We start from the raw sequence: 12,516 nt of genomic DNA on the forward strand, positions 1-12,516 counted from the left end.
CGACGACCACTCGCGACCTGGACACGGCGGGTCGACGGGCCTGCCGCCCGACGTGCGGACGCCCGAGCCCACCGCGACCGCGCCGGGGCCCCCCCGGAGGCCGGTGGATGGGCCAGGCCGTCCTCTCGTGAGGGACGAACGAGAGGACTGGTTCCGACGGAGGGGGCGCCTCCGGGAGGGCGCGGTGGGCTCGGGCGGGAGCACCCCACGGCCGGTCCGTCGACCGGCCCCCTGACCATCAGACCGGACCCCTGACCACGCCCCCGCCCGGGGGGTGGCCAGGGGTCGGTGCTCCCTGATCCGCGGATCGACCTGGCGGCTAGTGCCGGTCGGTCGCTCCGCCCGCTCCCTCCACGGGCGGCTCGGAGAGCGGCGGTTCGGTGACCGCCATCAGGGAGATCGTGAAGACCGAGCCGCCGTACTGGCCCGGTCGGTAGGTGACGCGGCCGTTCTGCGCCTCCGCGAGGGTCCGCACCACGTGCAGGCCCAGGCCGGTGCCCGTGGCGACCGTGCCGGCGGCGCGGGTGAACTCCTTGAACAGCTGGTCGCGGAACTCCTCCGGCACGCCCGCGCCGCGGTCGACGACGTCGATGGCGACGTGGTCGGGTCGGGCGGAGTCGGGACGGATGCGGATGGTGTACGGCGCCTCGCCGTACTTGATCGCGTTGCCCAGCAGGTTGCTGACCATCTGCTCCAGGCGCAGGGCGTCGGCGCGGACGAGCCGGTCGTCCTCGACGACGATCTCCACGTCGAGGCCGTAGCGGTCGCCGGCGACCGACTCCACGACGCCGCGGGCGCAGACGGGTGCGAGGTCGATGCGCAGGGTGCCGCGCTGGATCTGGGCGGCGGTGAGCAGGTCGGCGGTGATGGAGTCGAGCATCCGGGCCTGGCGGGCCACCGAGGACATGAGCCGGCCCTGCATCTCCGGGTCGAGCTGGGCGTCGCCGTCCCAGCCGCTGGCCTCGGCGATGCCGCAGATGACCGCGACCGGTCCGCGGATCTCGTGGGCGGTGGTGGCGATGGCGCGGCGCAGCAGGGCCACGTCGTCGGAGGTGGAGTCGAGGTAGACCAGCAGCGACCAGCCCGTGCGTCGGATCGTGGCGCGGCAGGTGCCGCCCTCGAGCTCGACCTCGAAGGAGGCGTCGGCGTCGAGGCGGTGGTAGGCCACCAGGGAGGCGAGGGTCGGGGCGGCGAAGCCGAGGGGGGTGCCGGGGCTGGTCTTGTTGACGAGCAGCCGCTGGGCGGTGGTGTTGGCGTAGACGATGCGGAAGAGCGGCTCGTCGGCGAGCTCGAGGATCCCGACGGGGGCCATGCTCATCGCCTGCCACCAGGAGATGGGGGAGGCGGTGACGCCGCCCGGCGTGAGGGGCGAGTCGGTGCTGGCCGGCGCGGGGACGTGCCCGGTGTCGGCCGCGGCCGGGTGGCCCGCGGGTGCCGGACCGTTCCGGGTGGACTCGTCGGCCCGGGCGTCGGCCGGCTGGGGCGAGGTGCCGGCGGGGGCGGCCGGGTCGGGGCGGCCGAAGGACGGCGGCATCGGGGCCAGGCTCTCCGGGGCCTCCAGGGGCGGGACGACCGAGAGCGAGCGCGGGGTGCGCGGCGGCGCACCGGTGGTCATGTCGCGGACGTAGTCGAGGATCGAGTCGAGCGAGGCGCCCTTCTGCACGTAGCCGTCCGCGCCCTGGGCCATGGCCCGCTCCGACATCTGCGTCGCGCCGAATCCGGAGAGGACGATGATCTTGGCGGCCGGGCAGGTACGACGGATGGTGGGCAGCGCCTCGAGACCGTCCATCACCGGCATCGACAGGTCCAGCAGGACGACGTCGGGCCGCTCGGCGCGCACGACGTCGATGCCGGCCTTGCCGTCCCCGGCCTCGCCGACGACGTCGAACCCGCCCCGGTCCAGCGCGAGCCGCAGCAGGTCGCGGAGGTCCGCGGTGTCGTCGATGATGACCGTCCTGAGCGGACGGACTCGGGGTGCGGCGCTCATGATCATGGCCTCTCGACGTCCTTCGCGTGGCTGTGCTCGATCGGTGCGGCGACCGGGTCGTGGGTGCTGGTGGTGGCGACGTCCGTGGGCGGATCGCCCACGACGGTGGCGGTGCCGCCCGTGGAGGTGCCCGCGGAAATGGGCCCGTCCGGGACCGCCAGGGCGGCGGGGGTGCTGCGGACCAGGTCGAGGGTCGCGCTGCTGCCCAGCAGGTCGGTGATGATCCGGCTGGCGGAGTCGATGGAGACGCTGAGCGACTCGTGGGCGCGCTTGGTGTCGTCGAGGTCGAGCGCCATCTTGGCCACGACCAGTCCCTGCAGGACCGTGTCGTTGAGCTCGAGGGCCTGCTGCTCGCGCTGCCGCAGGTCCTGGAAGAGCTGGGCCCCCTCCATGAGGGAGGAGTAGCTGCGTCGCAGCGTCCAGTAGTAGACGCCGATGACGGCGCCGAACAGGTCCCACAGGGAGAGCTGCCAGTCCCAGGCCTGTCGCATGGCCAGTCCCTGCTCATCAGCCAGGCCGACGCTCGGGAGGAACATGTGGAGGGAGTGCAGTCCGTGCTGGACGGCGCACGAGAAGAAGATGGAGGCGGTGGCCGCCCCGAGCGGGTTCGTGCGCAGCTGCCGGCTGCGTGCCAGCGGGACCACGATCGCCAGGGAGATGAGCAGGTAGGCGATGGCGATCACGCCGTTGCAGATCACTCCGATCACCCAGGACTGCACCCTTGCCACCCCCTCTCGTCATCACGGTTGGTCGTCGTGCTCGGAGCCGCACCGGCTGGTGGGTTCATCCGCTGGCACCGCTCAGCGACAGGAGCAGCAGCGCCACCGCGGAGACGACCGCGACGATGACGGCGCCGCTCCGCCAGTCCGCCCACGGAGCGATGCGCAGGCCGGCGTACGACGCGGGGGGAAGGCAGCGCAGCAACCACACGCAGCTGAGCACGACGGCCACCTCCCAGCCCACTGCCGCGAGGTCCCAGGCGCCGACCGGCTCGGGCGTCGGCATCAGCCCCAGGGGCAGTCCCCAGGTGCGGGTCCAGACCCACAGGGCGATCGTGCCGGCGTTGAGTGCGATGCCCGCCCGGAGCAGTCCGGGGGTCACTCGTTGCAGGGCGGCAGCGGTCCATCCCAGCTGGGTGAGAGCGGAGGCGGCGAAGAACAGGCCGAAGAGCCGGGACTGGTCCAGGTGGAGGGGGCCCATGGCCGCGTGCACACCGGCGGCGGCAGCGCTGGCCACGACGGCCACCGGCAGGTGGAGTGCGACCGCCGGTGCAGGTCGGGCGTGGGCGGTCGTGGGACCTGCGGTGAGCAACGCACCCCGCGCGACGGCCTCGCGCAACGCGGCGACGCGGCGGGCGTGGTCGTCGCGCGGCAGCACGCCGGCTGCTCGCGGCGCCAGCTGCGGCCCGAGCAGGTACGCGACACCGACCAGCCCGACCACCACCAGTGCGTAGTGCACTCCGTGGGTGAGCAGGCTCACGCTGTCCAACGACCAGGCAGTCATGGGTCTCCCTCCCTCACCTCGTCCCCCCGGGCGAGGTGGCCCGAGCCCACGGTAGGCCTGCGCCGCGGCGGCGGACAGAGGATTGAGGACATTGCTGTGGCATGCCCACGGGTCTGACCGATCGGCCATGCCGGCGGGGGGACCGGTCGGGTCATGTCATCGAAGTTCAGATAACTTGAGCGGAACAGACTCAAGTCCTGGCGCGTTGGTGCAGGTGACGGCCAGACTCGGTCCGTCCCCCAGGTCGCAGGAGGAGACCCCATGAGCCAGTTCGGCGCCGACAAGTTCACGACCCGCAGCAGGGAGGCCATCGAGACCGCCCAGCTGACGGCCACCAAGGCGGGCCACTCGGCCACCGAGCCGATCCACCTGCTCGTCGCGCTGCTCTCGCAGGAGGACGGCGTGGCCCGGTCCCTGGTGACCAAGGCCGGGGTCGACACCGCCGCACTGGTGGCCGGTGCCCGCTCGGCGCTGGAGGTGCTGCCGCGCGCCACGGGCGCGACGGTGCAGCAGCCGGCCGCCTCCGCGGCCCTCACCCGCGTGCTCGCCGGTGCCCTCGACCTCGCCGCCTCCCTCAAGGACGACTACGTCGCCACCGAGCACCTGCTCATCGCGATGGCCGGCACCGAGTCCAGCGCGCAGAAGGTGCTCACCGACGTCGGCCTCACCGAGGCCGGCCTCCGGGAGTCGCTCACCGCCGTCCGTGGCTCGCGCCGGGTGACCAGCCAGGACGCCGAGTCGACCTACGAGGCGCTCGAGAAGTACTCCGTCGACCTCACCGCCGCAGCCGAGGAGGGCCGGCTCGACCCCGTCATCGGTCGCGACGCCGAGATCCGCCGGGTCGTGCAGGTGCTGAGCCGGCGGACGAAGAACAACCCGGTCCTCATCGGCGAGCCCGGCGTCGGCAAGACCGCCGTCGTCGAGGGCCTGGCCCAGCGCGTGGTCGCCGGCGACGTGCCCGACTCCCTCAAGGGACGCCGGGTGCTCTCGCTCGACCTGGCGGCGATGGTCGCCGGGGCGAAGTACCGCGGCGAGTTCGAGGAGCGGCTCAAGGCCGTGCTCGAGGAGATCAAGGACGCCGAGGGCCGGGTCATCACCTTCATCGACGAGCTGCACACGGTCGTCGGCGCGGGCGCCGGCGGCGACTCGGCCATGGACGCCGGCAACATGCTCAAGCCGATGCTGGCGCGCGGTGAGCTGCACATGATCGGCGCGACGACCCTCGACGAGTTCCGCGAGCGGATCGAGAAGGACCCTGCCCTGGAGCGCCGCTTCCAGCAGGTCTTCGTCGGCGAGCCGTCGGTCGAGGACACCATCCAGATCCTGCGCGGCATCCAGGAGAAGTACGAGGCGCACCACGGCGTCCGGATCACCGACGCCGCCCTGGTCGCCGCCGCCACCCTGTCCGACCGTTACATCTCCGGGCGCCAGCTGCCCGACAAGGCCATCGACCTGATCGACGAGGCCGCCTCCCGGCTGCGGATGGAGATCGAGTCCTCCCCGGAGGAGGTCGACCAGCTCCGTCGCCAGGTCGACCGGCTCAAGATGGAGGAGTTCGCGCTGGCCAAGGAGTCCGACGACGCCTCGGTCGAGCGACTCGCCGCGCTGCGCCAGGACCTCGCCGACAAGGAGGAGGAGCTGCGCGGGCTCGAGGCCCGCTGGGAGCGGGAGAAGTCCTCGCTGGAGGGCGAGGGCGAGCTGCGCCGCCAGCTGGACGCCCTGCGGATCGAGGCCGAGCGGCTGCAGCGCGAGGGCGACCTCGGGCAGGCCAGCGAGATCCTCTACGGCCGGATCCCCGCGCTGGAGAAGCAGATCGAGGCTGCGGCCTCCACGCCCGGCGATGAGGAGCTCGAGCCGCTGGTCGGCGAGGAGGTCGGCCCCGAGCAGATCGCCGACGTCGTCGAGGCCTGGACGGGCATCCCGACCGGCCGGCTGCTGGAGGGCGAGTCGACGAAGCTGCTGCAGATGGAGGAGGTCATCGGCGAGCGCCTGATCGGCCAGCGCGAGGCGGTCACCGCGGTGAGCGACGCCGTACGCCGCTCGCGGGCCGGGATCGCCGACCCGAACCGCCCGACCGGCTCGTTCCTCTTCCTCGGCCCGACCGGTGTGGGCAAGACCGAGCTGGCCAAGGCCCTCGCGGACTTCCTCTTCGACGACGAGCGGGCGATCGTCCGCATCGACATGAGCGAGTACTCCGAGAAGCACGCCGTCTCGCGGTTGGTCGGTGCCCCTCCGGGCTACGTCGGGTACGACGAGGGCGGCCAGCTCACCGAGGCGGTCCGTCGCCGGCCGTACTCCGTGGTCCTGCTCGATGAGGTCGAGAGGGCGCACCCGGAGGTCTTCGACATCCTGCTCCAGGTGCTCGACGACGGCCGGCTCACCGACGGCCAGGGCCGCACGGTCGACTTCCGCAACACGCTGCTGGTCCTCACCAGCAACCTGGGCTCGCAGTACCTCGTCGACCCGCTGCTGGACCCCGAGCTGCGGCGCGAGCAAGTGATGGCCGCGGTGCGGGCGTCCTTCAAGCCGGAGTTCCTCAACCGGCTCGACGAGATCGTCACCTTCGACGCGCTGTCCAAGGACGACCTGACCCACATCGTCGACCTGCAGCTGGCACTGCTGGAGAAACGGCTGGCCGTGCGGCGCATCGGCATCCGGGTCAGCGAGGCCGCGCAGACCTGGCTGGCCGACGTCGGGTACGACCCGGCGTACGGCGCCCGCCCGCTGCGGCGGCTGATCCAGTCCGCGATCGGCGACCCGCTCGCGCGGATGCTGATCGGCGGCGAGGTCACCGACGGAGGTGCGGTCTCCGTCGACGTCGACGAGTCGGGCTCGGGGCTGGTGCTGATGCCCGCCTGACCCCGTCCTGCCTCGCTGGTCGAGGTGCGAAGAGCGTCAGCGACGAGCCACGAGCCCCTGCCCTGACGGCGAGGGTCTCGTGGCTCGCTGCGCTCGCACCTCGACCACCGGGGTGGCTGCCCGTCGGCCGTTGCCCGACGGTGACCGCGGGTCTGCTGGAATGGGGCCGTGCCCGCCCCCGACCCCCACGCCCGTCCGCGCCAGGTGACCATGGCCGGCTGGGTGACGATCATCGGATCGGCGCTGGTCATCGCCTCGGTCTTCGCCCAGATCGGCGCCCTGGACTCCCTCGACACCCGACGCGGCATCGAGGACACGCTCGCCCAGCCGCCGCTCGACGGCCTCGACCTGCAGGTCAGCGAGGTCCTCGAGGCGATCCGGGTCCTCGCGATGGTCACCGGTGCGTGCGCTGCCGCGACCGCGATCCTCGGCTGGCAGGTCATGCAGCGCAGCCGCTCGGCCCGGCTGGCGCTGAGCATCCTCGCGGTGCCGATGTTCCTCGCCGGCCTGGTCGCCGGAGGTTTCACCACCTCGCTCGTGGCCGCCGCCGCGGTCATCCTCTGGCTGCAGCCCGCCCGGGCCTGGCTCAACGGTGACCCCGTCCCCGAGCGGTTCCTCAGGCCGCCGGGCGACGCGCGCCGGGAGCAGGAGGCCGCGCGTGGCAAGGACGCCGGTCGGCCCGACCCCTTCGCGCCCCGGCCGCCCGCAGCCCCGACCGGGGGCCCGACCGAGGGCCCCGGCCCGGCCACGTCCTGGCCGCCCCCGACGGGCAGCCCCGTCGGTGACGGTTCGGCGCCCACGTCGACCGGTCCGGCGGCGTACCCCGGTTTCGGGCAGCGGCCCGCAGGGGTCGACCAGCCGGTCGGTACGCCGGGTCAGCCCGGTCAGCCCGGCGCCTGGCCGGCCCCGTCGGGTCAGCCCGGCGCCTGGGGCCCGCCGGTCCCCGCGCAGCGCGGCCCGAAGCCGAACCCCCTGCGCGCCGGTCTGGTCCTCACCTGGATCACCTGCGCGCTCGTGGTGGTCGGCCTCGTGCTCGTCGTCGTCGCGATCGCCCTCGACCCGGCGCTGGTCGACGAGGAGATCGAGCGCGCCATCGCCCAGAACCCCACCACCGCCGGCGAGATCACCGTCGACCAGGTGCGGGTTGCGGTGTACGCGTTCCTGGCCGGGTTCGTGGCGTGGGCGCTGGCCGCCGCGCTGGTCGCCTCCTTCGCCTGGACCGGCCGGACCTGGGCGTGGGTGCTGCTCTGCGTCTCCGCGGGGCTGTCGGCGGGGCTGTTCCTGCTGCTCTCCCTCCTCGGCGCGTTCGTCGCCCTCATCCCGCTGGCCATGGCCAGCGGGGCCCTCGCGCTGCTGCTGCGGCCCGAGGTGCGGGCCTGGTACGCCGCCCGCTGAGCCTGCTGGTCGAGCAGCCCGAGCCGCTAGGCGAGGGCGTCGTCGAGACCGCCGCGCCTGTGTGGTCGGCGACCACGGGCATCTCACGCGGTCTCGACGACGCTCGCTGGCGCTCGCTGCTCGACCAACGGTGAGTAGGCGCTCGCTGCTCGACCAGGGGGATCGGCCGGGTCAGCGGGTGAGCGTGGCCCGGGCCAGCCGGTCCAGGCCCTCCTCGATCACCTCGGGGGTCTTGCAGAAGGCCCAGCGCACCAGGTGCCGCCCGGCGTCCTGGGACTCCGGACCGTGGAAGCCCTGGAGCGGGATGGCCACCACGCCGGCCCGCTCGGCGACACCGAGGCAGAAGGCCCGGCCGTCCGCCCACCCGAGCTGCTCGACGTCGGTGACGGTGAAGTAGGTGCCCTCGCTGGTCCGCGGCTCCAGCCCGAGGCCGCGGAGGCCGGCGAGCAGCAGGTCGCGGCGGCGCTGGAGGTCACGGGCGAGCTCCTGCGGCCACGCGTGCTCGTGCTCCAGGGCGTGGGCGACCGCGGGCTGGAGCGGAGCGCCCGAGGTGAAGGTCAACCACTGCTTGGCGGCCAGCACGGCGGCGACCAGTGGCGCGGGCCCGGTCGCCCAGCCCACCTTCCAGCCCGTGAACGACCACGACTTGCCCACGCTGGAGAGGCTGAGCACCCGCTCGCGCATGCCGGGCAGCGTCGCCAGCGGCACGTGCCCGTCGGCCGCCCCGTCGAAGACCAGGTGCTCGTAGACCTCGTCGGTCACCACGAGCAGGTCGTGCTCGACCGCGACAGCAGCGACGGTGGCGAGCTCGGCGCGGGTCAGCACCGTGCCGGTCGGGTTGTGCGGGGAGTTGAGCAGCAGCAGCCGGGTGCGCGGACCGACGGCGGCGCGCAGGGCGCCGGCGTCGAGGCGGTACGCCGGCGCGCGCAGGGTCACGGCCCGGCGTACGCCGCCGGCCATCGCGATCATCGCGTCGTAGGAGTCGTAGGACGGCTCCAGCACGAGCACCTCGTCGCCGGGCTCGACCAGGGCGAGCAGCGCGGCCGCGATGCCCTCCGTAGCGCCGGTGGTCACGCACACCTCCGTGTCGGGGTCCAGCTCGATCCCGTGGTGGCGCAGCTGGTGGGCTGCGACCGCCCGGCGCAGCGCGGGGACGCCCGTGCCGGGGGCGTACTGGTTGGCGCCCGAGCGCAGTGCCTCGACCGCCCGCTCGACCACCGAGGACGGGCCGTCGACGTCGGGGAAGCCCTGCCCGAGGTTGACCGCTCCGGTGCGCACCGCGAGTGCGGAGAACTCCGAGAACACCGTGGGCGGGATGCCGGCGAGGCGGGAGGCCAGGTGGGCTGCCATGGACCCACCGTAGACAGGGCAGGATGTCGGGCGTGAGCACCGACGAGACCCTCGCCGCCGACATCGACGCCCGCTGCCGGCTGACCGGCACCTTCACCCTGCGCTCGGGCCAGGTGGCCGACACCTACTTCGACAAGTACCTCTTCGAGTCCGACCCGGCGCTGCTGCACCGGGTCGCCACCCAGATGGTCGAGCTGCTCCCCGAGGACACCGAGCTGCTCGGCGGCCTCGAGCTCGGCGGCGTGCCGATCGCGACGATGGTCGCGCAGCTGACCGGGCTGCCGGCGCTCTTCGTGCGCAAGAAGGCCAAGGAGTACGGCACCTGCAAGCTCGCCGAGGGTCCCGACGTCGCGGGCCGCCGGGTCACGCTCATCGAGGACGTCGTCACCACCGGCGGCGCCGTGCGCGACGCCACGCACGAGCTGCGTGCGGCCGGCGCGATCGTCACCACCGTGGTCTGCGCGATCGACCGCAGCCTCGCCGGGGAGAACCCGCTGGCCGACGTCGAGCTCGAGGTGCGCCCGGTGCTGACCCGTGCCGAGCTCGACGCGGCGGCCGCCGCGCGCCAGGGCGCCGACGCGTGATCGGCGCCGCGGTCCTGGCCGCGTCCACGAGCGGTGACCCCGCCGAGCTCGACGGCGTCGCCGGCTGGGCCGTCGACCTCATGGAGCGGCTCGGCCCGCTCGGGGCCGGCATCGCCATCGCGCTGGAGAACCTCTTCCCGCCACTGCCCAGCGAGATCATCCTCCCGCTGGCCGGCTTCACCGCCAGTCGCGGCACCTTCAGCCTGGCCGAGGCGATCGTGTGGACCACGGCTGGCTCGGTCGTCGGCGCGATCGTCCTCTACTGGCTCGGCGTGCTGCTCGGCCGCGACCGGATGTACCGCATCTGGGACCTGCTGCCGCTCACCAAGACCTCCGACCTCGAGCGGACCGAGGCGTGGTTCGGCCGGCACGGCCGCAAGGCGGTGTTCTTCGGCCGGATGGTCCCGATCTTCCGCAGCCTCATCTCGGTGCCGGCCGGTGTGGAGCGGATGCCGGTGCTGCAGTTCCTCGGACTCACGTTGGCGGGGTCGCTGATCTGGAACACCGCCTTCGTGCTCGCGGGCTACCAGCTCGGCGAGCAGTGGTTCCGGGTCGAGGACGTCATCGGCACCTACAAGTACGTCGTCGTCGGGCTGGTCGGCCTGGCGCTGTGCGTGTGGGTGCTCGTGCGCGTCCGCAGCCTGCGGGTCCCGCCGGAGGCCTGATCTGGGCGGAGCCCGGGTCCTGCCCGTGCTGGGGCGCCGGGCGCGTCAGGCGCGCTCGGCCGCCCGGGCCCGGTCGCGCGCGACCTCGCGGCGCCACTCGATGACGAGCGGGACCGCGAAGACGGCCAGGATCGCCAGGAGGGCGAAGTCGAGGTTGTCGCCGAGCCACTCGATGTTGCCGAGGAAGTAGCCCAGCATCGTGATGGACAGGACCCAGAGCACCGCGCCGACGAGGCTCCACAGGAGAAAGACGTGGCGGTCCATCCGGGTCGCGCCTGCGACCACCGTGACGAAGGTGCGCACGAAGGCGACGAAGCGGCCCAGGATGAGCGCCAGCGCACCGTGCTGGTCGAAGAACTCGTGGGTGCGGTCGAAGTGCTTGCGCCGCAGGAACCGGCCGTCGCGCTCGTAGAGCGGCGGGCCGACCTTGCGCCCGATCTCGTAGCCCGTGACGTTGCCGAGGAAGGCCGCGGCGACGAGCAGCGTCATGGCGATCGCCAGCTCCACCGCCGCGCTTCCGGGGAAGAGGTCGATCTCCCCAGTGGCGATGAAGAGGCCGAGGCTGAAGAGCAGGGTGTCGCCGGGCAGGAACGGGAAGAGCAGCCCGCACTCGACGAAGACGACGGCCAGCGCCACCCAGAAGAGGGTCTGCCCGAGGTGGCCCAGCCACCACTCGAGGTCGAGGAACTCGATGCCGAACAGCAGTGGTTCGATCCCCAACATGGCGTCAGCGTAGTCACTGGTCCCTACTACGGTGCGCACGTGGCCGAGGTCGAGCAGGAGAACGGTGCGCGCACGACGGGGGAGGACCGGCGAGCGCCGTACGACCCGATGCCGCACGGCCCGGCCGAGGTGGGTGTCGGCCCCTGGCCGGGGGAATGGCCCGAGGGGGAGCACTGGGACCCCGAGCTGCTGCGCGAGGGCGACCGGCGCAACGTCGTGGACCGCTACCGCTACTGGAGCCTGGAGGCGATCCGCGCCGACCTCGACACCCGGCGGCACGGTTTCCACGTGGCCATCGAGAACTGGCAGCACGACTTCAACATCGGCACCATCGTCCGCACCGCCAATGCCTTCCTCGCCGCCGAGGTGCACATCGTCGGCCACCGGCGGTGGAACCGCCGGGGCGCGATGGTCACCGACCGCTACCAGCACGTGCGGCACCACCCGAGCGTCGAGGACCTCGCGGCGTACCTGCAGCAGGAGGGGCTGCCGCTGCACGGCGTCGACAACCTGCCGGGCTCGCAGCACCTGGAGTCGATGCGGATCCCCGAGCGGGTCTGCTTCCTCTTCGGCCAGGAGGGGCCCGGGCTGTCCGAGGCCGCGCGGGAGGCCTGCGACGCGACCTTCTCCATCGCGCAGTTCGGCTCGACCCGGTCCATCAACGCCTCCGCCGCCGCCGCGATCGCCATGCACACCTGGGTGGTGCAGCATGCCGACCTCGACGACGGCGGGACGTGGAGGGGCTGAGCCCCTCCCAGGTTCAGCGGGTCAGCGGCAGGCGCGTCGCAGGTCCAGGCTGCGGACCTGGCCGCGGTCGATGAAGACCTTCTGCGAGGACTTCACCTTGCCGTCGACCTCGCAGGTCAGCGTGTAGGACTCCTTCTTGCCCTTGGTGTGCTTGGTGACCCCGTCGACGGTGTAGGTGCGCGAGCGCACGACCGGGCGGGTGGAGGGGTTGACCACCCACGAGAAGGCGCCGTTGCGGCCGACCCGGATCGAGGAGTCGAGGAAGTCCTCGAAGCTGGACTCCCAGGTCGGGGAGTCGAACTCCTTGCGCAGGCGCAGGGTCGCGCCCTTCGGAGCCTTGCCCTCGAGGACGCCGTGGAAACGGGTGTCGACCGCGTGCTCTAGGGCGGTGAGGTAGGCCTCGCGGTTGCCCTCGAGCCCGCCTGCGCCGAGGTACTCGTCGACGACCTCGGGGTACGGCGGGTGGAACTCGTTGGCGCCGATCTCGAAGGTGTAGCCGAAGCCGCCGGTGGCGTTGTAGGACCAGTCCTCGGTCGTGCCGGTGGTGTCGTAGAGCTGCCAGCCGTGGATGTTCTGGTAGCCGTTGGCCGAGGTCATCTTGGCGCCCAGCTTCTTCAGCGCCTTCTCGTCGGGTGCGTCACCGACGGGCAGGCCGTCGGGGCCGATGGTGGTCGGCGCGACGCCGTTGGGCCGCAGCACCAGG

General features: G+C 72.8%; 10 protein-coding genes and 1 pseudogene. 5 read left to right on the forward strand and 6 right to left on the reverse strand.

Features of this window, described 5'->3' with window-relative positions; all coding sequences use genetic code 11:
- Window positions 1–319: 319 nt before the first annotated feature.
- The 3 genes from Q1V71_RS17165 to Q1V71_RS17175 form a co-directional block, all read right to left on the reverse strand.
- Entirely contained in the window at window positions 320–1,987 is a 1,668-nt protein-coding gene (locus Q1V71_RS17165) for a response regulator (protein ID WP_300645386.1), read from the reverse strand.
- Between the two features lie 2 nt (window positions 1,988–1,989).
- Window positions 1,990–2,694 (reverse strand): hypothetical protein, encoded by a 705-nt coding sequence (locus tag Q1V71_RS17170; protein ID WP_300645387.1) that lies wholly within the window; start codon window positions 2,692–2,694, stop codon window positions 1,990–1,992.
- A 76-nt stretch (window positions 2,695–2,770) separates the two neighbouring features.
- Entirely contained in the window at window positions 2,771–3,490 is a 720-nt protein-coding gene (locus tag Q1V71_RS17175; protein WP_300645388.1) for a hypothetical protein, read from the reverse strand.
- Between the two features lie 261 nt (window positions 3,491–3,751).
- On the opposite strand from Q1V71_RS17175, the gene clpB reads away from it, so the two are divergent.
- Entirely contained in the window at window positions 3,752–6,349 is a 2,598-nt protein-coding gene (gene clpB / locus Q1V71_RS17180) for an ATP-dependent chaperone ClpB (RefSeq protein WP_300645390.1), read from the forward strand.
- A gap of 168 nt (window positions 6,350–6,517) precedes the next feature.
- Complete coding sequence (locus Q1V71_RS17185; protein WP_300645391.1) at window positions 6,518–7,744, forward strand: hypothetical protein; 1,227 nt, start codon at window positions 6,518–6,520, stop codon at window positions 7,742–7,744.
- A 171-nt stretch (window positions 7,745–7,915) separates the two neighbouring features.
- Here the strand turns inward: Q1V71_RS17185 and Q1V71_RS17190 are convergent, their stop codons facing one another.
- Window positions 7,916–9,094 carry a pyridoxal phosphate-dependent aminotransferase gene (locus Q1V71_RS17190; RefSeq protein WP_300645392.1) on the reverse strand — a complete coding sequence of 393 codons (1,179 nt, stop codon included), beginning with the start codon at window positions 9,092–9,094 and terminating at the stop codon, window positions 7,916–7,918.
- Between the two features lie 23 nt (window positions 9,095–9,117).
- On the opposite strand from Q1V71_RS17190, the gene pyrE reads away from it, so the two are divergent.
- Window positions 9,118–9,678: an orotate phosphoribosyltransferase gene (gene pyrE / locus Q1V71_RS17195; protein ID WP_367280159.1), complete on the forward strand. Its 561-nt coding sequence runs from the start codon at window positions 9,118–9,120 to the stop codon at window positions 9,676–9,678.
- Window positions 9,675–10,343 (forward strand): DedA family protein, encoded by a 669-nt coding sequence (locus Q1V71_RS17200; RefSeq protein ID WP_300645394.1) that lies wholly within the window; start codon window positions 9,675–9,677, stop codon window positions 10,341–10,343. The genes pyrE and Q1V71_RS17200 overlap by 4 nt, the downstream gene beginning before the upstream one ends.
- 45 nt (window positions 10,344–10,388) lie before the next feature.
- Here the strand turns inward: Q1V71_RS17200 and Q1V71_RS17205 are convergent, their stop codons facing one another.
- A complete protein-coding gene (locus Q1V71_RS17205; protein ID WP_300645396.1) occupies window positions 10,389–11,066 on the reverse strand; it encodes a VTT domain-containing protein in 678 nt (225 codons plus the stop codon).
- A 108-nt stretch (window positions 11,067–11,174) separates the two neighbouring features.
- Between Q1V71_RS17205 and Q1V71_RS17210 the strand changes: the two genes are divergently transcribed.
- A complete protein-coding gene (locus Q1V71_RS17210; protein WP_300645397.1) occupies window positions 11,175–11,813 on the forward strand; it encodes a TrmH family RNA methyltransferase in 639 nt (212 codons plus the stop codon).
- Window positions 11,814–11,834: 21 nt separating this feature from the next.
- Here the strand turns inward: Q1V71_RS17210 and Q1V71_RS17215 are convergent.
- Window positions 11,835–12,516 (reverse strand): annotated as a pseudogene (locus Q1V71_RS17215) (hypothetical protein); the annotation flags it as partial.

The sequence above is a fragment of the Nocardioides sp. genome (assembly GCF_030149505.1).
In the GTDB taxonomy this organism is placed as follows: domain Bacteria; phylum Actinomycetota; class Actinomycetes; order Propionibacteriales; family Nocardioidaceae; genus Nocardioides.